General features: G+C 62.0%; 17 protein-coding genes. 6 read left to right on the forward strand and 11 right to left on the reverse strand.

Features of this window, described 5'->3' with window-relative positions; genetic code table 11:
- Window positions 1-176 precede the first annotated feature (176 nt).
- The gene (locus tag ELQ88_RS14920; protein WP_168187405.1) at window positions 177-488 is read left to right on the forward strand and encodes a DUF6124 family protein; all 312 of its coding nucleotides are present in this window, start codon (window positions 177-179) and stop codon (window positions 486-488) included.
- Window positions 489-933: 445 nt separating this feature from the next.
- Here ELQ88_RS14920 and ELQ88_RS14925 read toward each other — a convergent pair whose 3' ends face one another.
- From ELQ88_RS14925 to ELQ88_RS14935, 3 genes are all read right to left on the reverse strand, one after another.
- A complete protein-coding gene (locus tag ELQ88_RS14925; protein WP_138965967.1) occupies window positions 934-1635 on the reverse strand; it encodes an AbrB family transcriptional regulator in 702 nt (233 codons plus the stop codon).
- A 339-nt stretch (window positions 1636-1974) separates the two neighbouring features.
- Window positions 1975-4230: a catalase/peroxidase HPI gene (katG, locus tag ELQ88_RS14930; RefSeq protein WP_138965969.1), complete on the reverse strand. Its 2256-nt coding sequence runs from the start codon at window positions 4228-4230 to the stop codon at window positions 1975-1977.
- A gap of 462 nt (window positions 4231-4692) precedes the next feature.
- Window positions 4693-5652 carry a DMT family transporter gene (locus ELQ88_RS14935; RefSeq protein ID WP_138965971.1) on the reverse strand — a complete coding sequence of 320 codons (960 nt, stop codon included), beginning with the start codon at window positions 5650-5652 and terminating at the stop codon, window positions 4693-4695.
- 946 nt (window positions 5653-6598) lie between these two features.
- On the opposite strand from ELQ88_RS14935, the gene ELQ88_RS14940 reads away from it, so the two are divergent.
- Together ELQ88_RS14940 and ELQ88_RS14945 are read left to right on the forward strand one after the other, a co-directional pair.
- The gene (locus ELQ88_RS14940; protein WP_138969525.1) at window positions 6599-7819 is read left to right on the forward strand and encodes a helix-turn-helix domain-containing protein; all 1221 of its coding nucleotides are present in this window, start codon (window positions 6599-6601) and stop codon (window positions 7817-7819) included.
- A gap of 36 nt (window positions 7820-7855) precedes the next feature.
- Complete coding sequence (locus ELQ88_RS14945; RefSeq protein ID WP_138965973.1) at window positions 7856-8488, forward strand: glutaminyl-peptide cyclotransferase; 633 nt, start codon at window positions 7856-7858, stop codon at window positions 8486-8488.
- A gap of 18 nt (window positions 8489-8506) precedes the next feature.
- Here ELQ88_RS14945 and ELQ88_RS14950 read toward each other — a convergent pair whose 3' ends face one another.
- From ELQ88_RS14950 to ELQ88_RS14975, 6 genes are all read right to left on the reverse strand, one after another.
- A complete protein-coding gene (locus tag ELQ88_RS14950) occupies window positions 8507-8881 on the reverse strand; it encodes a RidA family protein (protein ID WP_138965974.1) in 375 nt (124 codons plus the stop codon).
- Between the two features lie 32 nt (window positions 8882-8913).
- Window positions 8914-9639 (reverse strand): DUF3726 domain-containing protein, encoded by a 726-nt coding sequence (locus tag ELQ88_RS14955; protein ID WP_138965976.1) that lies wholly within the window; start codon window positions 9637-9639, stop codon window positions 8914-8916.
- 1 nt (window position 9640) lies between these two features.
- Window positions 9641-11359, reverse strand: coding sequence for a hypothetical protein (locus ELQ88_RS14960; protein ID WP_138969526.1), 1719 nt, complete (start codon window positions 11357-11359; stop codon window positions 9641-9643).
- Between the two features lie 26 nt (window positions 11360-11385).
- On the reverse strand, window positions 11386-12939 hold the full coding sequence (locus ELQ88_RS14965) for a BCCT family transporter (RefSeq protein WP_128873245.1): 1554 nt from the start codon (window positions 12937-12939) through the stop codon (window positions 11386-11388).
- 106 nt (window positions 12940-13045) lie between these two features.
- On the reverse strand, window positions 13046-14032 hold the full coding sequence (locus ELQ88_RS14970) for a dipeptidase (protein ID WP_128873244.1): 987 nt from the start codon (window positions 14030-14032) through the stop codon (window positions 13046-13048).
- A gap of 13 nt (window positions 14033-14045) precedes the next feature.
- Window positions 14046-15488: an aldehyde dehydrogenase family protein gene (locus ELQ88_RS14975; RefSeq protein WP_128873243.1), complete on the reverse strand. Its 1443-nt coding sequence runs from the start codon at window positions 15486-15488 to the stop codon at window positions 14046-14048.
- 91 nt (window positions 15489-15579) lie between these two features.
- On the opposite strand from ELQ88_RS14975, the gene ELQ88_RS14980 reads away from it, so the two are divergent.
- Window positions 15580-16476, forward strand: coding sequence for a LysR family transcriptional regulator (locus ELQ88_RS14980; protein WP_128873242.1), 897 nt, complete (start codon window positions 15580-15582; stop codon window positions 16474-16476).
- A 240-nt stretch (window positions 16477-16716) separates the two neighbouring features.
- Here the strand turns inward: ELQ88_RS14980 and ELQ88_RS14985 are convergent, their stop codons facing one another.
- Both ELQ88_RS14985 and ELQ88_RS14990 read right to left on the reverse strand, forming a co-directional pair.
- On the reverse strand, window positions 16717-17019 hold the full coding sequence (locus ELQ88_RS14985) for a hypothetical protein (protein WP_138965977.1): 303 nt from the start codon (window positions 17017-17019) through the stop codon (window positions 16717-16719).
- A gap of 439 nt (window positions 17020-17458) precedes the next feature.
- Window positions 17459-17860 carry a hypothetical protein gene (locus ELQ88_RS14990; RefSeq protein WP_138965978.1) on the reverse strand — a complete coding sequence of 134 codons (402 nt, stop codon included), beginning with the start codon at window positions 17858-17860 and terminating at the stop codon, window positions 17459-17461.
- Between the two features lie 193 nt (window positions 17861-18053).
- On the opposite strand from ELQ88_RS14990, the gene ELQ88_RS14995 reads away from it, so the two are divergent.
- Both ELQ88_RS14995 and ELQ88_RS15000 read left to right on the forward strand, forming a co-directional pair.
- Window positions 18054-18425 carry a hypothetical protein gene (locus tag ELQ88_RS14995; protein ID WP_138965979.1) on the forward strand — a complete coding sequence of 124 codons (372 nt, stop codon included), beginning with the start codon at window positions 18054-18056 and terminating at the stop codon, window positions 18423-18425.
- A 362-nt stretch (window positions 18426-18787) separates the two neighbouring features.
- On the forward strand, window positions 18788-19204 hold the full coding sequence (locus ELQ88_RS15000; RefSeq protein WP_138965980.1) for an organic hydroperoxide resistance protein: 417 nt from the start codon (window positions 18788-18790) through the stop codon (window positions 19202-19204).
- Window positions 19205-19434 lie beyond the last annotated feature (230 nt).

Here is a 19434-nt window from a genome sequence, read left to right on the forward strand (position 1 = left end):
TCATAGACCCAGAACGCCTCAGGGCGTTTTTTTGTGCTGGCTGCTTTGTGGCGGCTGTGCATGGGAGGCTTCGGCCTGCCGGGTTCCTATGACCGGTCTACCACCCCGTGTACAGCCGTCTCCTTATTTTGCGTGGTAGCGGATAGGGAGGGGCTCACTTTCATAGGAGCTTCACAATGTTCAAAGTAACCCCGAATCCGCCGGATGCGGACGGCTACACCGAAACCGATCCCGTGTCTCCATCCCCCAAGCCAGCCATGGCCGAGCGTCGTCCCAATCCCATCTTCACCATTGTCCCCACCGTAAATAGCGAGACCCTCCTGGTTCACGCCTGCGAAACCCTTGCCTCAGCCAGTGTCATGGCCAGTGAGTTGGCGTTTATCCTTGAAGGTCCGAAATGTAATTTGGCGTTGGCGATTCAGCAGATGATTTCGTTGGCGGAGTTGTCGGTGAATCGGGTGTTGGATCAGGTTGATCCGCAGGAGTAGGTGAGGTTCAAGACTGTATCTACAGGGGAAGAGTACGGTCGAAATGGATAGGTTGGCTGCCAGGACGCCTTCGCTGGCAAGCCAGCTCCTACAGTTGGGTTGCGTGCGGACTGGAGAGCCAGGCCAGCAATCAGGACGCCATCGCGGGCAAGCCACGCTCCCACAGGGGCCGGGTGCGACAGCGATGTTTAGGGTGTCATCGAGCTTGGAGGAATCTGATCCGTATTTTCCTGCGCCATCTGCCGCTGTAATGCACAACGTCCACGGCTCACAATGACAGCACGGTCCGCAGTTCCATCAGCTACTGCACCGCAAACTCATAACGTAGGAGGCCCCATGGGCAAGATGGCATTTTTCCTCGGTGGATTTCTGGTGTTGACCATTTTGATCGGCGCCCTTGCCACCATCTCTCCCGTTTAGTCCTTCCCGCAGTGCCCGCTGCCGATCACACCTCTGCCCGCCAGCGCCGCGCCTGAATCAGCAAGGCCGGCGCGAAGTGCAGCATGACCATCTTGATGTAGGCGCCAGTGACGACAATCGCGGTGATCATGAAGGGTGCGGGAACGCCGATACGCAGCAACAAACGGCCGAGCACGATGCTCAAGGCGATCAGCGACAGCAGGCTCAATGCCGTACCCGTGACCAACGGACTGCTCTCGGCGACCAGCGCGGCGGTCTGTGCGGGAATGCAAAAACTGACCAGCACGGTGATCGTCAGCAGGCGGACCAGGTGCACGACGATCACTTTGCCGGACGCCCGTTCGGACTCGAGCAAGTCGAAGACGGCGGCGAGGGCGCCGGGGTAGACGGCCAGCAGGCTGTCCTTGCGGTTCCATCCCGAGACCCTGAGCAGCCAGAAACCGGCCACGGCGCTCTGGACTGCCAGGGCCAGCAGCATGAACCCCAGGCTGGGCAGCATGGCCGCCGCCGTTTGGCTGTCCCATGACTTGAACATCAGGCCGGTGGCGATCCCCAGGACGATTTGCACGTAGCCAAGGCTGAGGGGCAGCGTGGGCGAAAAGCGCAGGTTGCTGGCGAACAATGCGGTGGCGAGTATCGAGCCCAGCAACAGGCCATGGGGGATGCCGGCGTATTGCAGCGCGATACCGACGCTGATGGCGATCAGCAAGCAGAGTAGGGTTTTCATGGGGCTGACGAATCTTCCTTAATTCTTGAAATAACCCAATGCTTGCATCGTAATGTTGTTCAGTTAACGACATTGTAGGAGCGAGCTTGCTCGCGATGGTCGCTAACGATAACGCGTGTTTGCTGGATAACACGCGGTGCTCTGGAGTCCATCGCGAGCAAGCTCGCTCCTACAATGTCCAACGCTTGCATCGAGTTTTCTATCCGGGCACGCACGTTTCCCACTTAACGGCTTGAAGCGTCAAGTGCGCCGGGCTCGATGAGAGCAAGACCTCGCGAGCCAAACAGCACAACGCCTCCACAGTGGGAGGCGTTGCGGGTTTTCAGCAGTACTGTTGGGTTACTTGAGATCGAAGCGATCCAGGTTCATCACCTTGGTCCAGGCCGCAACGAAGTCTTTGACGAACTTCTCCTTCGAATCGCTGCTTGCATAGAATTCGGCCAATGCTCGCAGCTGCGAGTTCGAGCCAAAGACCAGATCGACACGGGTCCCGGTCCACTTCACTTCACCGGTTTTACGATCCCTTGCTTCAAACTCCTCATTAGCCTCCGAGACGGGCTTCCATTCCACGCCCATATCCAGCAGGTTCTTGAAGAAGTCGTTGGTCAACGCCTCCGGTTGCTGGGTGAACACGCCGTGTTGGGTTTGCCCGGCGTTGATGTTCAACACGCGCAGGCCGCCCAGCAGCGCGGTCATTTCTGGCGCGCTGAGTGTCAGCTGTTGCGCCTTGTCGATCAGCAATGCCTCGGCGGGTACGCGGTAGCGGGACTTGAGGTAGTTGCGGAAACCATCGGCAATGGGTTCGAGGAAACCGAAGGATTCCACGTCCGTCTGCTCTTGCGAGGCGTCCATCCGTCCGGGTGTGAATGGCACCGTGACAGTGTGGCCGGCATTTTTCGCCGCCTGTTCGATACCGGCGCTGCCGCCCAGGACTATCAGGTCCGCCAGCGAGATTTTCTTGCCGCCGCTGTTGAACTCGCTCTGGATCCCCTCGAGTTTCGCCAGCACGTTCGCCAGTTGCTCAGGCTGGTTGGCCTGCCAGAATTTCTGCGGGGCCAGACGCAGGCGGCCACCATTGGCGCCGCCACGTTTGTCGGAGCCGCGGAAGGTGGAAGCCGCCGCCCAGGCGGTTGCTACCAGCTGCGAAACCGTCAGGCCCGACGCCAGGAGTTTGCTCTTGAGTGCGGCCACGTCGCTGTCGTTGACCAGGGGATGGTCGACCGCTGGAATCGGGTCTTGCCACAGCAGTTCTTCGTTGGGCAGTTCCGGGCCGAGGTAGCGCGACAGTGGACCCATGTCACGGTGGATCAGTTTGAACCAGGCGCGGGCGAACGCGTCGGCCAGTTGATCCGGATTCTCCAGGTAGCGCCGCGAGATCGGTTCGTAGATGGGGTCGAAGCGCAGCGACAGGTCGGTGGTCAGCATGGTTGGATTACGCCGTTTCGACGGGTCGTGGGCATCGGGAATGATGCCGGCGCCGGCGCCGTCTTTCGCGACCCACTGGTTGGCCCCGGCCGGGCTTTTGCTCAGTTCCCACTCGAAACCGAACAGGTTCTCCAGGTAGTTGTTGCTCCAGCGGGTGGGCGTGGTGGTCCAGGTCACTTCCAGGCCGCTGGTGATGGTGTCGCCGCCTTTGCCGGTGCCGAAGGTGCTCTTCCAGCCCAGGCCCTGTTGTTCGAGGCCGGCGGCTTCGGGTTCGGCGCCGACATTGTCGGCAGGCCCGGCACCGTGGGTTTTACCAAAGGCGTGGCCGCCAGCGATCAGCGCCACGGTTTCTTCATCATTCATGGCCATGCGGGCGAAGGTTTCGCGGATGTCCTTCGCCGCGGCGAGCGGATCCGGGTTGCCCTCGGGGCCTTCCGGGTTGACGTAGATCAGACCCATCTGCACCGCAGCGAGCGGGTTTTCCAGGTTGCGCCCTTGCTCGGTACGGCTCTCCTCGTTTTCCCCAGGCTCGGCCACCAGCGGGCCTTCACCGGGCTCTTGCATCGGCTCGTTTTCCTTGCCGTAGCGGGTGTCGCCGCCCAGCCATTTGTTTTCCGAACCCCAGTAGACGTCTTCGTCCGGTTCCCAGACGTCCTTGCGACCGCCGGAAAAACCGAAGGTCTTGAAGCCCATGGACTCCAGCGCGACGTTGCCGGTCAGGACGATCAGGTCAGCCCAGGAAATCTTGTTGCCATATTTTTGCTTGATCGGCCACAGCAGCCGGCGCGCCTTGTCCAGGCTGACGTTGTCCGGCCAGCTGTTGAGCGGTGCGAAGCGCTGTTGACCGGAACCCGCACCGCCGCGGCCATCACCGGTGCGATAGGTACCGGCGGCGTGCCAGGACATGCGAATGAAGAGGGGCCCGTAGTGACCGAAATCCGCCGGCCACCATTCTTGTGAATCGGTCATCAGTGCGTTCAGGTCTTGCTTGAGCGCCGCAAAGTCCAGGCTTTTGAAGGCTTCGGCGTAGTTGAAGCCCTCGTCCAGGGGGTCGGTCAGGGACGAGTGCTGGTGCAGGATCTTCAGATTCAGTTGGTTCGGCCACCAGTCGCGGTTCGTCGTGCCACCGCCAGCGGCGTGGTTGAACGGGCATTTCGATTCGTTTGCCATGTGTGAGCTACCTTTAGGTCGTGTTCATCCGGCTATCCGGCCCGGTATGGGCGCGCAATAGCGACGAGCAAAATCAATGACTTAGGCGGAAGGGCCAGCAGTTTGATCAACTGATTGTCTTGACCACACGGGAATTCTGAACAGCGGCAATCGAGTTGCCTGCGCGGTGGCCCACGGGTGCCCTAGTCAAGCTTCGGACTCATTCGGTGTTTCCTGATCAGCGCTAAACCGGCCAGCTTGTAGTGCCAGCGCTGGAATAAGGTTAGACCCGAGTGCGGGAGTCAGCTAATAGGTGGAGTATTCGGGGGTGATAGGCAGAATCTTTCAGCTTGGGCTTTGGGTGAAGCTGATGGCCTCTTCGCTGGCAAGCCAGCTCCTACAGGGTTGCGGCGTCGGGTTGAACACTGCAAACCTGTAGGAGCCGGCTTGCCGGCGAAGGCGTCCCCATTATCGATACAACCCTCAAGCCGGCGCTTTCTCGACAACCTTGCTGACCGCCTTGCGATACGTCAGCAACACAATACCCGTGACCACGATCACCCCACCCATCACCTGGCCCGCACTGAGCATCTGATCCAGCACGATCCAGCCCATCAGCAAGGTCGCCAGCGGCTCGATGTTCATCACCGGTGCATTGCGCGGCATGTCCAGGCGGGGGACCGAGATGAACAGCACGATAAACCCCGTGCCATAGAGCACCACCAGCGTGGCGAGGGCCAGCCAGCCGGTGGTGGTGGCCGGCAGGTTCAGGCCGCCGGGGAGGGCGCCGGTCAGGCCGGCGAGGTTGACGCTGCTGAAGACGATGAAGATGGTCAGCAGGCTGCGCACCGAGCCGCGCACCTGGGACAGTTTGTGATCGGTGATCCATAGCGCGCAGGCAAATACACTGGCGGCGCAGAAGGCAAGGGCGACGCCGAGCAGCCATTGCGGGCCGGCGCTGCTGTTGGCCGAGAGGCGTCCCGGCACGTCGAGTACAAACACCAGGCCCAGCAGAATCAGGCCCATCAACGAGGCGGTGCGCGCGGTCGGTCGTGGCCCGCCCAGTGCCCAGGTCAGCAGTGCCAGCAGGATGGGGAAGACGTTGGCCACCAGCAGCGCCAGCGCCACCGGCACCCGCGCCACGGCGGAGTACAGGCACAGGCTTTGCGCAGTAATCAGCAAGCCCAACAGCAGCTGCCAGCGCCAGGCGCCCGCAGGCAGGCGCAGACTCTGGCGTTGCCAGAGCACCAGCGCGACCAGCACCAGCACGGTGGCGCCCGAACGCATCAGGATCGCCAGCAATACGCCAGCGCCGTCGTCGAACGCTACCCGCGCGGCCACATGGTTGCCGGCGAAGGCGCAGCCCATGCATAGCAGGATGAGCACGGCGAGGTGGCGGGGGAAGGGCGGCGGGACGGTTTGTGCGGTGGCGAGGCGGGTCATGGCAGGGTCTCGAAGGGTGTTTGCCATCGTCGGGGATGGACGGGTGTTTTTATTATGTTGTCGTACAACTTGGTGGGGTTGTACCGTATTTGGAATGGAGGGGCAAGGGTGGGGCGTTCGTTGAATTGTTGTGGGCTGGGGGTTGTGTGGGGATGATTGCTTGCTAGGGGGGATCGGATATTGCACAAGAGGTCGTATGACTATGGGGTGTGTGGTGACTGTATGGGCCCCTTCGCTGGCAAGCCAGCTCCTACAGTTGATCGCTGTCATGCGCGGATTCTGTGTTCGCCGCTGGCCCCTGTAGTAGGAGCTGGCTTGCCAGCGAAGGCGGCAGCACATTCAACATTGATGCAAGCTGACCCACCGCTTTCGCTGGCAAGCCAGCGCCTACAGTTGATCGCTGTCATGCGAGGATTCTGTGTGCGCCGCAGGCCCCCTGTAGGAGCTGGCTTGCCAGCGAAGGCGGCAGCACATTCAACATTGATGCAAGCTGACCCACCGCTTTCGCTGGCAAGCCCGCTCCTACAGTTGATCGCTGTCGTGCGCGGATTCTGTGTTCGCCGCAGGCCCCCTGTAGGAGCTGGCTTGCCAGCGAAGGCGGCAGCACATTCAACATTGATGCAAGCTGACCCACCGCTTTCGCTGGCAAGCCAGTTCCTACAGTTGATCGCTGTCGTGCGAGGATTCTGTGTTCGCCGCAGGCCCCCTGTAGGAGCTGGCTTGCCAGCGAAGGCGGCAGCACATTCAACATTGATGCAAGCTGACCCACCGCTTTCGCTGGCAAGCCAGCTCCTACAGTTGATCGCTGTCGTGCACGGATTTTGTGTACGGGTTGATAGCGTGACAATAAAAACCGCGTAGCCCGGACCGGCGAATGCTTTACTCCGTGAATCAAACCGAAACCCGGGTATCGCTCGTCAGGAGTGACAGCTATGGCGCACAACACATGGATTCCTTGATCGCCGCGGCGGCGCGTGCGCTGGCGGCGGGTGATCCGCTTGGGGCGCTGGACCGCGTGGCGTTGCGTGACGACGCGCCGGCGCTCGCCCTTCGGGGCATCGCGATGGCGCAGCTCGGCGATCTGGTGCGGGCCAGGGCGCTGGTGAAAAGCGCGGCGCGGGCCTTTGGGCCGAAAGAGGCGGTGGCCCGGGCGCGGTGTGTGGTCGCCGAGGCCGAGATCGCGCTGGCTTCGCGGGATTTGGGCTGGCCGGTGAAGGCCCTCGATGCGGCGCGGGTGACGCTCGAGGCGCACGGCGATCGGGTCAACGCAGCCCATGCGCGCTACCTGCAGATCCGGCGCTTGCTGTTGATCGGCCGGCTCGATGAAGCTGAAGTCTTGCTCGCCGCGCTCGATCCGGCACCGCTACCCCCGGTTTTGCGCGCCGCCCATGAACTGGTGGTGGCGGGGATTGCCATTCGCCGCCTGCAGTCGCAGTCGGCGCACAACGCCCTGGCGCGAGCCAGGCATGCGGCCGAATTGGCCGCTATCCCGGCGCTGACCGCCGAGGTCGAAAACGCCGCGCTCATGCTCGACACGCCCGCCGCGCGCCTGATCATCCAGGGTGAAGAGCGGCCCCTGTTGCTCGATGAGGTTGAAGCGCTGCTCGGCTCGACATCACTGGTGGTGGATGCATGTCGTTACAGCGTACGCGGTGCCGGCATGTCGGTGTCCCTCGCCACCCGTCCCGTGCTGTTCACCCTGGCCAGAATGATGGCCGAGACCTGGCCCGGTGACGTCTCGCGCGAAGCGCTGATCGCCGGGGCCTTTCGCCTGAAGCTGACGGACGAATCCCATCGCGCCCGGTTGCGCGTCGAAATCGGCCGGCTGCGGGCGGCGCTCAAACCCTTGGCCGGTGTGATGGCGACCCCGCGCGGATTTGCCCTGGTGCCTTTGGTATCCGCCGACGTGGAGGTGCTGGCGCCACCGGTCGACGAGAAGTGTGCCGCAGTGTTCGCCTTTCTCGCCGACGGCGAGTCATGGTCGAGTTCCGCCCTGGCGCTGGCCCTCGGCACCAGCCAGCGTTCCGTGCAGCGCACCCTCGAGGCGCTGGCGGCGGCGGGCAGGGTGCAGTCGTTCGGGCGTGGGCGTGCGCGGCGCTGGATGACCCCGCCGATCCCGGGTTTCGCGACGACCTTGTTACTCCCGGCGCCACTGCCGAGTGACTAGGATGAACGCCATCAACCCGCAAACGAGGAAGCCAGCATGAAAAGCACAACCGCTGAAATACTCCGTGAATATGGCCCGTTTCCCGGTGTCGACACCATCCATGGCCTGACCTGGGACGGCCGCCAGGTGTGGTTCGCCAGCGGCGAAAAACTCAATGCCCTGGACCCGGAAAGCGGCAAGACCCTGCGTTCGATCGATGTCACCGCCGATGCGGGCACGGCCTTCGACGGCCAGTACCTGTTCCAGATCGCCGCCGATCGCATCCAGAAAATCGACCCGCAGACCGGGCGGGTGCTCAACACCATCCCGGCACCGGGCGGCGGTAACGATTCGGGGCTCACCTGGGCCGAAGGCACGCTGTGGGTCGGCCGCTATCGCGATCGTAAAATTCACCAGATCGATGCCGAAACCGGGACGATTTTGCGCACGATCGAGTCCAACCGCTTCGTCACCGGGGTGACCTGGGTCGAGGGGCAGCTGTGGCATGGCACGTGGGAAGGGGACGAGAGTGAATTGCGTCGTGTCGATCCGCAAACCGGCGAGGTCCTGCAAAGCCTCAAACTGCCGGAGGGCGTCGGGGTGTCGGGACTTGAGTCCGATGGCGGCGAGCGGTTTTTCTGCGGCGGTGGCAACAGTGGCAAGGTGAGGGCGGTTCGGCGCCCCCAATGAGGCGCCGCCCGCACGGGCTCAATCCATGCACGCGTACACCACCAGTTCCACCAGCATCTCCTCCCTGGCCAGCCCGGCGACCACCACGGCCGCGCGGTTGGGGTAGGGCGCCTGGAAGTACTCGCTGTATAGCCCGTTCACCGTGGCCAAGTAGCTGCGGTCGGTAACGTAGATCAGCACCTGGGTCACGGCATCGAGCGAGCTGCCGGCGGCCTCCAGGGTATGGCGCAAGTTGTCCAGGGTCTGCCGGGTCTGCGCTTCGATGCCACCGGTGACCACCTGGCCCTGGCGGTCGATGGGGATCTGCGCGGTGTACAGCGTGCCGTTGCCGACCACCGCCCATTCCATGGGGGCGCGCGAGGCGAAGAGGTCAGTCTTGATGGCGTATTTCATCGATGGTTTCCTGTCAGCAGGCTTAATGATGTTCAGCGGGCGTCGCTGCTTTCGCCGGCACCGCGGCGTCGGGATTCTTCGGTGCTTTCCACCAGCACCTGTTCGCCCAGTTTTTTCAACATGACCCAGACCTCGTCGTCGACCTCCAGGCCGGCGACGAGCTGGCGGGCGGGCAGCGGCGGGTCGCCGGGATCCGTGTCCTCGGCGCTGAGCCGTGGCAGCAGGGTGAAGTGCCGCGAGATCAACACATTGATGCTTTGCTCGTCGCTGCGGGCGGAGGGAGGCAACGCGTACACCCGCAGGGACGGCGTGCTTTGCCCGGCGGCCAGGGTGGCGACCAGTTCCTGGCGGGCGTCGCGCCAGTAGACGCAAAAGTTCAGCCCCTGTTCGGTGCAGCGCGCCAGGTAGCCAAGCAGCAGGATGCGGTTGTGGCAGTGGCGGATCCGCACCTGCGCACTGCCGCCGCGCAGGGCCTTGCTCACGCCCAGTTCGATGGCCTGGGCGGCGCAGCGCAGGACGCTTTGGCCGTGGGCATCGAGGGTCAGTTGGGCGGCATCTTCGTAACAGGTGTCGAACGGCCGATCGACTTCATCGTGGAGAAAGACCAGGGCTTTTTTCAGCGCGCCGATACCGTCGAGCCCCTGCAATTGCAGCCAGGCGATCATCTCGGCGGCGTCGTCGCAATCACCCGGGGCAAAGCCGATGCCTTCGAAGGCCTTGCGGCAGACCACCTGGATTTCATTGAGCGAGACACGCATATCAAAGTTCTCCGGCAGCGATTGCCAGTGGGGGCATGACGGCGAAATTCCAGTCATCGTCGAAGGGTTGGCCAATTTCGCTGACCAGTGGCGCGCCCTGGAACAGGGTGATGCGTACCCAGCGACTGGACTTGGGGTCGAATTTACCGGCCCCGAAGAACGCCAGCTTGCAGCGCAGCAGGTGGATCGGCAGCATGGCGCGGTCCATCAGGTTGGCGCGGATTTCCCCATAGGCGCAGCGGTCCATGCCCTGCAAGCGGCAGACGGTGCCCTTGAACTGCGGCTGGGCCAGCAGGAAATGCGCGGTCAGTTGCTGCGGATGCTGCTCCCGGTAAACCAACAGGGCGCGGTGGCAGCGTTGAATGTTGTGCGCGATGCCCAGCTGCATTTCTTTCTCGGCACCCGGTTCCATGGCGCGCTCGCCCAGACGCGGTTCTTCCTTTTCCGCCGAGCGATACCAGAAGAAGTGGTTGGCCTCGGCCGCGCTCAGGTCATAGTCGAGTGCCCAGCGGTAGCGGCTTTCTATCAGTTCGCACAACTCATCCAGCGGCATCTCGGCATTGAGTCGAAAGCCTTCCTTGACCGACATCTGTTCGGCCAGCGGATCGACCTGTTCGGGGTACAGCTCCAGCAGCAGGCTCACCAGCAATTCCTGGCAACCGTTGCTGCCGTGCCGCTCGACCCAGGCCTGCACCCGCGGCCACAGGTCGCTACTGACGGGTTGCCCGTCGAACCACTGCGCCAATTGCCCAAGATCGGCCAGGGTCTGCCGGTCGATAGCGCTTTGGCGCGGGTCGTCGGTGGTGGTTTGCTCCAGGTGCTGGCGAGCGCGCTGCATCAGCGCCTGGAAGTGCTGCACCCGGGGCAGGTCGGCAGTTTGCGCCATGACCCGTGCCAGGGCAGTTTCCCTCGCCCACAGCCATTGATTGACCAGTTGCGGGTGATTGATCAGGAACGGCGCCATGCCCAATCCCGTGGAGTTGCCGACCCCGAGGTAGCGTTGCAGGGCGATGTCCAGCCCGACCGCCCGTTGCGGATTGCGTGCCCGGGCCATGTGTTCGATTTGCTCGATGCTGAAATGCCGCAGCAGGTACACGGTAAACATCTGCGCGCTGAAGGGTTGCGTGAAGTCGGCATTGCCTTGCAGGCAACTGAAGTCGGCGATGCCGAACTTGCCGTTGCCATACACGGCGGTGGTGCGATACAGGTAGCCCACCTCGGCGAGTTGCCGCGGGTCTGGCTGACAGCCTTCGGCCAGCGCCCCGAGAAAACGCTCGAAGTTGCGCAGGCTGCGGTTGGCGCGCGACAGCACCAGCACCCGGGCATCGAAGCGCCCGGCTTCCTGCAAGGGCACGTTGCGCCGCAGATCGGCCAGCTGCTGCTCATCGACATCACCGGCGAGCAGGACGAAGCTGACGTCCCACTGATCGGCGATCACCCGGTCGCTGCGTTTTTCCGGCGGCAGGTAATTTGAGAAAATCACGCAGTGATAGTGCGCATTGGCGGTGTCGATGCGGTAGATGGCGGTGCCAAACCCTTCGGCATCCAGGTCGAAGCAGGTGCGCTGGATGCGCCACTGCTCATTCATCATGCGCCGCATGCTGCTGCGCACGAAACTCAGCCGGCTTTGAAAGTGGCTGCCCAGCCGATCCAGGTCCATGACCTGCGCCGCGGGGCGCAGGCTCGGTTGTTCGGCAGCATCGGGACGGGAGGGTGACATCATTGCGATTCCTGAACTATTCATCATCAGACAGCCTGTTCGCGAGCCATGTGCCGCGCGATTCGCAGCGCATCCCAGAGCGACGGCAAGATCAACAGCGACACCGGCACCGCGGTGATCACGATAAAGGATTGCAGGGCCGTAACCCCGCCGGAACCGATGGTGATCAGCACGACTGCGGCCAGCCCCATGCCGATGGCCCAGAAGGCTCTCAGCCATTTTTTCGGCTTGTCATTGCTCGACATCGCCATCGCCACGGTGAACGCCATGGCATCGCCGTTGGTGGCGACCGAGATGAAGCTCAGAAACAGGAACAGCGCGGAGACCAGGCCACCCAGGGGCAGGTTTTGCGTCACCCCCAACAACAGGGCTTCGGGTTGTGCGCCATTGGCCGTGACGATGCCCGGGGTTTGCAGTTCCAGGCCGATGCCGGTGCCGCCGACCACGGTGAACCAGAACATGGTCACGATGGGGGCGATGATCGACAGGGTCATGATCACTTCGCGGATGGTCCGGCCACGGGAGATTTTGGCGACGTAGAGCGCGACCATCGGTGCATAGCCGATGAACCAGCCCCAGTAGAACACCGTCCACCAGTCGAGCCATTTCGGGTCGGCGCGAAACAGCGTCATCGGGATGAACTGTTCCAGGTGCAGGGCGAACGCCGACGGGAAGCCGCCGAGGATAAACATTGTCGGCCCGAACGCGACCATGAAGATCGCCAGGCCGATCATCAGCCACACATTGATTTCGCTGACGAAGCGGATGCCCTTGAGCCCGACCAGGCAGGATGTGGTGTACATCACCGTGACCAGGATGATGGTGATCGACTGCACCATCAGGTCATTGGGAATGCCCCAGACCGAATGCAACGCACTGCTGATTTGCAGGCCGAGGAAGCCGATCGGGCCGATGGTGCCGGCGACCACGGCGATGATGGAAGTGGCGTCCGCCAGGGTGCCGATCGGGCCTTTGAGCGCGCGCTCGCCGAGCAATGGATACAGGAGCGTACGCGGTGCCAGCGGCAGGCCCTTGTCGTAATGCAAGTGCATCAACACGATGGACAACAGGCTGCCCAGCACCGCCCAGGCGAGAAAGCCCCAGTGCACGAAGGACTGCGCGAGCGCCGCATGGGCCGCCGCTTCGGTGTGCGCTTGCACCCCGGCGAACAGCGGTGGCGGGCTGGCGAAGTGCATCATCGGTTCGGCCGCGGCCCAGAAGGCGCCACCGCCGGCGAGCAGGGCGCACATGATCACCGCAATCCAGTTGAAGGTGCTGGTGTCGGGGCGTTGGTCGACGCCGCCGAGCCGGACCCGTCCGCATTTGCTGAAGCAGATGAACAGGCTCACGGCGAAGGTCAACAGCATCAGGATCTGCCAGTACAGCCCGAAGAACCGGGTCGACCAGGCGAACAGCGTGTTCACCAGCAGCGACACGCCATCGATGTCGATCAGCGCCGCGATCAGGAACGCGCCGAGGAAGCCGCCACTGATCAGAAACAGCGGCCAGTCGATGTCTTTTTTCGGCGGCGCAAGGTTCAGCGGCTGGCTGTCGACTTGCAAGGTGCTGGTGGTTTTCATGATGCCTCCAAAATACGCGCTTGAGGCTGTCCATCGCCGAGTGGGGAGATGAACGGGACGCTGTTGTTGTTGTTTTTCATGCTGTCCTCACGGTTGATATCAGGCGTCAGTGTTGGGCGGTGGTGGCGCTTTCCAGCAGGCGTAGCCAGTTGAGTCCCATGACGTTGCGCACCTCGTCGTCGGCGAAGCCGCGGGCTTGCAGGCCCCGGGCAATGACCGGGAAGTCGCGGCTGTCGCGGAACCATTGCAGGGGTGACGGCCAGCTGGCGTTGTCCTTCGAGCCTTCGCCGTAGTCCTTGTCCTTGCTCCAGCGACCGTTGCGCATCCACTCGAGTACCCCCAGTGGTTGCTGCTGGCACAGGTCGGTGCCGATGCCGATGTGCTCCACACCCATCAAGTCCGCGGTATTGGCGACCATGTCGCAGAACGCCTCGAGGGTGCAGCCCGACGCGCCCTTGAGGTGGAAGGGGTAAGTGCTGAAACCGAGCAGGCCGCCGGACTCGGCGATGCCGCGCAGAACCGCGTTGGATTTGTTGCGTTTGGCGGCGTGGAAGCTCGACGGGTTGGCATGGGACACGATCACCGGCCGGCTCGACAGCTCGATGGCTTGCAGGGTGCTGCGCTCGGCACTGTGGGACATGTCGATCAGCATCCCGACGCGGTTCATTTCGCGGATCACCTGGCGGCCGAAGCGGCTGATGCCGTTGTCTTCGGATTCGTAGCAGCCGCTGGCCAGCAGGCTCTGGTTGTTATAGGTCAGCTGCATGATCAGCACGCCCAGCTGGCGGAAGATTTCCACCAGGCTGATGTCGTCTTCGATGGGCGAGCAATTCTGGAAGCCGAAGAAGATCCCGACGCGGCCTTCCTGATGGGCCAGACGAATATCCGCCGCCTCGCGCACCGGACGAATCAGTTCGGGCCAGGTCTCGAAACGCCGGTTCCATTCGCCGATTCGCGACAGGGTTTCCCGGGCGTTTTCGTGGTAGGCGATGGTGGCGTGTACCGCGCTCAGGCCGCCGGACTGCATCTGGCGAAAGATCTCTTCGTCCCAGTTGGAGTATTGCAGGCCATCGATCATCAATAAGTCGTGCATGGTGCTCTCCGATTCAGGGACGCACGTAAGTGGTCTTGACCACGGTGTAGAAGTCGCGGGCGTATTGCCCTTGCTCGCGCGGACCGAAGCTCGAGTTTTTGCGCCCGCCAAACGGCACGTGGTAATCGGTGCCGGCGGTGGGCAGGTTGACCATCACGCAGCCGGTGCGGGCGCGGCGTTTGAAATCGCTGGCATGGCGCAGCGACTGGGTGATGATCCCGGCGGTGAGGCCGTACTCGGTGTCGTTCAATACCGCCAGGGCTTGCTCGTAGTCGCTGACCCGGATCACGCAGGCAATCGGACCGAAGACTTCTTCGCGGTTGATGCGCATGCCGTTATGGCTGTTGATGAACAGTGCCGGGCGCATGTAGTGCCCGGCCGGCTCCAGCGCCAGCAGCTCGCCGCCTTCGACCAGGGTGGCGCCTTCTTCCGCCGCCAGCTGCAGGTATTGCAGGTTCTGCTCCAGTTGGCGGGCTTCGGCCACCGGACCGATCTGCACCCCTTGTTCGAGGGCGTGGCCGACCTTCAGCTGACGCATGCGTGCAATCAGTGCCTCGACAAAACGGTCGTGGATACCATCGCAGACAATCAGCCGCGAAGAGGCGGTGCATTTTTGTCCGGTACCGAAGAAGGCACCGTTCAACGCGCATTCCACGGCGATTTCCAGATCAGCGTCATCGAGCACCACCAGCGCATTCTTGCTGCCCATTTCCAGCTGGCAGCGCACCAGGTTGCCGGCCGTGGCAACCGCCACCCGGCGTCCGGTGGCCAGTGAGCCGGTGAAGGTCAGCGCGTCGATATCCGGCGACTGGATCAGGCTTTCGCCCACCACACCGCCAGTGCCCATGACCAGGTTGAAGGTGCCGGGCGGCAGGGCCTGGCGACTGATGATTTCACTCAGGGCCCAGGCGCTGGCCGGCACCAGGTTGGCCGGTTTGAACACCACGGCGTTGCCGAAGGCCAGGGCCGGGGCAATCTTCCAGGCCGCGGTCGCCATCGGGAAATTCCACGGGGTGATGATGCCGACCACACCGACCGGTTCGCGCTGCACTTCAATCTCGATGCCAGGGCGCACCGACGCGGCCGTCTCGCCCATCTGCCGCAGCACTTCGGCGGCGTAGTAATGGAAGAACTGGGCAGAGCGATTGACTTCACCGATCCCCTCGGCAAGCGGTTTGCCTTCTTCGCGGGAGAGCAGCTCACCCAGCTCGTCCTTGCGCGCCATCAGCTCGTTGCCGATGGCCATCAACACCTGTTGGCGCTGTTCCAGGCCAGTGGCGGCCCACAGTGGCTGAGCCTCACGGGCTGCCGCGATGGCGTCCAGGGTTTGTTCGGCGCTGGCCTGGTGATAGTGGCCGACGATGTCTTCGACATCCGATGGGCTGTGGTTGGCGATAACGGCCTGGCCATCACACCAGTGTCCAGCGATGTAGTTCTTGCAGGGTTGCAGTGCCATGGGAACCTCCGATTGCGTGGTTCCCATCATGAGAGTATTAATCTGCAAATAAAAATTAATAATAAAAATGAATTGATAAGGAAAACTTACCGTGTTGCCCGAGCTGAAGATCACCCAATTACGCTATTTCGTGCTGGTCGCGCAGCTGAAAAGCTTTCACGGCGCGGCTAAATTGGCCTATCGCACGCAACCGGCGCTGTCGTTGGCGGTGCGTGAGCTGGAGCAGAAGCTGGGCCAGGCACTGTTCGAAAAAGGCGGCAAAACCGAACTGACGCCTTTTGGCGAGCATTGTTTGCCGCTGTTCCAGGACCTCCTGGCGCACCACGACCGGATTGCCCGGGAAGTCAGCTTGCTGGCGCAGCATGAAATCGGTCAGGTCAGCATCGCCACGGTGCCGTCCGTGGCCAGCCGGTTGCTGCCGCACCTGCTTGCGGGATTTGTCAGTGAGCATCCGAAGCTGCAGATCAGCATCCAGGACGGTAACGCCGACAGCGTGCGGCAGTTGTTGCTCCAGGGGCAGGTGGACTTCGCGATCAGCAGCGTCTGGCTGCCCGATGAGAGCATTGAGTTCCTGCCGATCCTGAGTGACCAGGTCGGGGTGGTCTGTCGCCATGATCACCCGCTGGCCGCGATGGGCGGCGCGGCCTTGCACTGGTCCAGCCTGCTGGCGTATCCGCTGGTGCGCAATGGCACCTCGCGCTTGCTTGAAGGCACCGCGGCGGCGGGGCTGCTGGAGAGCAGTCTGTTGTTCGTCTCCAACATGATTTCGCTGATTGCCATGCTCGAACAAGGCATTGGCATCACGACGCTGCCATCCCTGGCATTTCCCCAGGGCAATGAACAGCTGGTGTTTCTGCCGCTTTCAGAGCCGAAAGTGGAACGGCAGATCGGTATCCTGTGCCGCAAAGGCCACAGCCTGTCACCCGCGGCGGCCGAGTTGATGGGTTTTTTGAAGGAGAATATGCGCATGACGGCCATGCAAAGCTGACGCGCAATTGTGGAAAACGCCAAACCCCTGTAGGAGCCGGCTTGCCGGCGAAGACGGTCTCGAGCCTTGCAGCGACCATGAAGACGCCTTCGCCGGCAAGCCGGCTCCTACAGGGGTCATGTCCCCCAACCTTCTCTCACCGCCCGGCGAATGCCTTCCAGCAGCATCGCAAAAGCCGGGTTGTCGTTGTTGTCGATGACGTGAAGCAAATGCAGCGATACAAGCCGGAGTGGAAGGCGGTCAAACCGCGGTTTTGAGTTCAGCCAACAGGCGCTCGATCTGCGCCAGCTCCCAGGCGCTGAGCAAACTGACGGGGTCGGTGCGTTGCCAACTGTCGAACACGCCCTCGCGGCCGTCCGGACTCTGGCAGCGCTGGCAGTGACGCAGGTGGTTGCCGTCGACGTCGAGGGTCAACCGCCAGCCCTCGATATCGACCTGCACCAGGCCAGGCCCGGACTGTTCGCCGAGGCGTTGCAAAGGGCGAATGCCCAGGGCGGCGTCGCGCAATGACTGGTAAACCTCGCGGGCAGTAAGAGGTGTCACAGGTGTCTCCGTCGGGTGGGGGGCTGTAGGAGCAAGCTTGCTCGCGATGGTCGTAAACGATAACGCGTTTTTCCTGAATGAACGCGTTGTTGTTGCCATCACGTGAAAATCAAAAGATCGCAGCCTTCGGCAGCGCCCACACCGACCGCGTTCAACCCTGAGTTCAGCAGGTCTTCGCGATTCCTTGTAGGAGCCGGCTTGCTGGCGAAGGCGTCTTCATGGGCACTGCAAGGCTTGAGGCCGCCTTCGCTGGCAAGCCAGCTCCTACAGGGTTTGGCGTTTTCCACAATCTGGTTGTATGCAGGTGATTGTGTCGATACCGAAGGCGGCGATTTTGGCGATCGCCCGGGCAACCTTTGAATTGCGGGTTATTGCAGGTATAAAAAACCCGGCAGACGAGGCCGGGTTTTTCGTTGAGTGTCGCGGTAAAACCATTCATTTATGCCGCACGGCTTTCGATCAGGCGATCCGAACCACCTTCAGCCACGCGATTCTCGATCAGACGATCCGAGCCATCGGCCGCCACGCGGTTTTCGATCAGACGATCCGAGCCATCGGCCGCCACACGGTTTTCAATCAAGCGATCCGAGCCATCGGCAGCCACGCGGTTTTCGATCAGACGATCCGAGCCATCGGCAGCCACACGGTTTTCAATCAAGCGATCCGAACCATCAGCCGCCACACGATTCTCGATCAACCGATCCGAACCACCCTCAGCCACACGACTTTCAATCAGACGATCCGAGCCGCCTTCAGCGACAACCGGGTGAGCAGAGGTAGCGGCGAAAGCGTTAACTGCAAAAACCGAGAAAGCGATGCTGAGGAAGAGTTGGCGTTTCATGATTGTGTGCTCCGGGGTGTAGTTGTCTGGTATGGAGGCGATGTTACGCCCCGCAGTTTTTAAGAGAACTTCATTGGGTTGATGGTGACTATCGACGTCGGCAATGGATGACCTGTGCTTCCTGTTGATGTAGTCCGAAGAGCGCACACTGGTATCGTATGATGGTTTTTTTTGTCGGTAACAGGATTCAGCCATGGGATTAAGCAAACGCGAGCAAGCGCAAATCGAACGGCTGCTGGTCGCCACGCTGACCGAGGCATGCGAGACGGCCAAGGCGGAATTGGTCGGGTTCGCCTGGTTGACCCACGAGGTCGATTACGCCGAATTTCCTTCCAGCCTGAGGGTCGTCTGGGTCTTCGATACTCAGGCGCAAAAGGATCAGGCATTGGCGAGCGGGCAGGGTGGACGCATGATTGAACTGACAGCCGAGGCGTTGAATACGGCTCAGGTTTCGCTCAACCCGGTCTCGGCCCATGTGCAGTTCGATTCCGAAGAGGAATGTCAGCGTGCCAACGGCGGGAACTGGCCGCTGCGGCTGAAGGGCAAACGCCCGCTGCGCCGGTGAATGAGTCGGTTGGACCTTGCGCAAAGTCGACCGACGGAGCGCAGTAGTCGCCTGTAAGAGAGTGCTTGGATCGAGCCCGGCAGGCGACCGGCAACCCGATAGACGCACTGACACGAACTATAGTGAGAGATCCGGCGCGTTACAGTTTATGGACAAGCCCGATCGGGCGGCAAATCCATGATGCGAGGCGTGCCGGCTGTCCTCTTACGAACGAGCCAAACCAGGCCTGATCCGATGAGCAGGCGAGTTTTGCGATTCACCTGAGCGCGCGTAAACGACGTCTTCACCCACCCCCATAGAGGCTACTCGATCGGGATGTGCGTCGAAGGCAGTTTTTTTACCTTTTCAATCAGGAGATCATCATGTCCCAGCTCGAAAAAGTACTCTACACCGCCAAAGTCCACACCACCGGTGGACGGGACGGCGCATCACGCAGCGATGATGGCCGTCTCGACGTCAAGCATTCGTCCCCTGGCGGGCCGGGCGACGGCACCAATCCGGAGCAGTTGTTCGCTGCCGGTTGGTCCGCCTGCTTCATTGGCGCGATGCAGGTGGCGGCGCGCGAAATGCAGGTCAAGCTGCCGCCTGACCTGAGCATCGATGCTGAAGTTGACTTGGGTACCAATGCGGGCGGTTACCTGCTCCAGGCCCGCCTCAACATCAAACTGCCGGGCATGGACCCGGAAACGGCCCGCAAGCTGGTGGATAAAGGCCACCAATTGTGTCCGTACTCCAAGGCCACTAGGGGCAATATCGAGGTTGAGATCAACCTGGCCTGAACCTGAACTGTCATCGCGAGGGTGAAGCCGACGCTTCACCCTCGCGATGAATTGATGGACAGGCAAGTCGATACGCTGCTGCGATTTGTATCGGTACGTATCCACCGCCCCGACAGCTACCTTCGCATACAAAACCATGGGTCTGGCGACACTTGCGCGATACACGGCGGCCTCCCAATAGAGCCACCGCATCTCGCGGCAAACCTGGCGCGGCCTTGCCGTGTAACCCC

The sequence above is a fragment of the Pseudomonas sp. MPC6 genome (assembly GCF_006094435.1).
In the GTDB taxonomy this organism is placed as follows: Bacteria; Pseudomonadota; Gammaproteobacteria; order Pseudomonadales; family Pseudomonadaceae; genus Aquipseudomonas.

Bases quoted from the DNA above. Each gene is read 5' to 3' on its own strand.
- ELQ88_RS14920 (WP_168187405.1), top strand. From the start codon at position 177: ATGTTCAAAGTAACCCCGAATCCGCCGGATGCGGACGGCTACACCGAA.
- ELQ88_RS14925 (WP_138965967.1), bottom strand. From the start codon at position 1,635: ATGAAAACCCTACTCTGCTTGCTGATCGCCATCAGCGTCGGTATCGCG.
- katG (WP_138965969.1), bottom strand. From the start codon at position 4,230: ATGGCAAACGAATCGAAATGCCCGTTCAACCACGCCGCTGGCGGTGGC.
- ELQ88_RS14935 (WP_138965971.1), bottom strand. From the start codon at position 5,652: ATGACCCGCCTCGCCACCGCACAAACCGTCCCGCCGCCCTTCCCCCGC.
- ELQ88_RS14940 (WP_138969525.1), top strand. From the start codon at position 6,599: ATGGATTCCTTGATCGCCGCGGCGGCGCGTGCGCTGGCGGCGGGTGAT.
- ELQ88_RS14945 (WP_138965973.1), top strand. From the start codon at position 7,856: ATGAAAAGCACAACCGCTGAAATACTCCGTGAATATGGCCCGTTTCCC.
- ELQ88_RS14950 (WP_138965974.1), bottom strand. From the start codon at position 8,881: ATGAAATACGCCATCAAGACTGACCTCTTCGCCTCGCGCGCCCCCATG.
- ELQ88_RS14955 (WP_138965976.1), bottom strand. From the start codon at position 9,639: ATGCGTGTCTCGCTCAATGAAATCCAGGTGGTCTGCCGCAAGGCCTTC.
- ELQ88_RS14960 (WP_138969526.1), bottom strand. From the start codon at position 11,359: ATGTCACCCTCCCGTCCCGATGCTGCCGAACAACCGAGCCTGCGCCCC.
- ELQ88_RS14965 (WP_128873245.1), bottom strand. From the start codon at position 12,939: ATGAAAACCACCAGCACCTTGCAAGTCGACAGCCAGCCGCTGAACCTT.
- ELQ88_RS14970 (WP_128873244.1), bottom strand. From the start codon at position 14,032: ATGCACGACTTATTGATGATCGATGGCCTGCAATACTCCAACTGGGAC.
- ELQ88_RS14975 (WP_128873243.1), bottom strand. From the start codon at position 15,488: ATGGCACTGCAACCCTGCAAGAACTACATCGCTGGACACTGGTGTGAT.
- ELQ88_RS14990 (WP_138965978.1), bottom strand. From the start codon at position 17,860: ATGAAACGCCAACTCTTCCTCAGCATCGCTTTCTCGGTTTTTGCAGTT.
- ELQ88_RS14995 (WP_138965979.1), top strand. From the start codon at position 18,054: ATGGGATTAAGCAAACGCGAGCAAGCGCAAATCGAACGGCTGCTGGTC.
- ELQ88_RS15000 (WP_138965980.1), top strand. From the start codon at position 18,788: ATGTCCCAGCTCGAAAAAGTACTCTACACCGCCAAAGTCCACACCACC.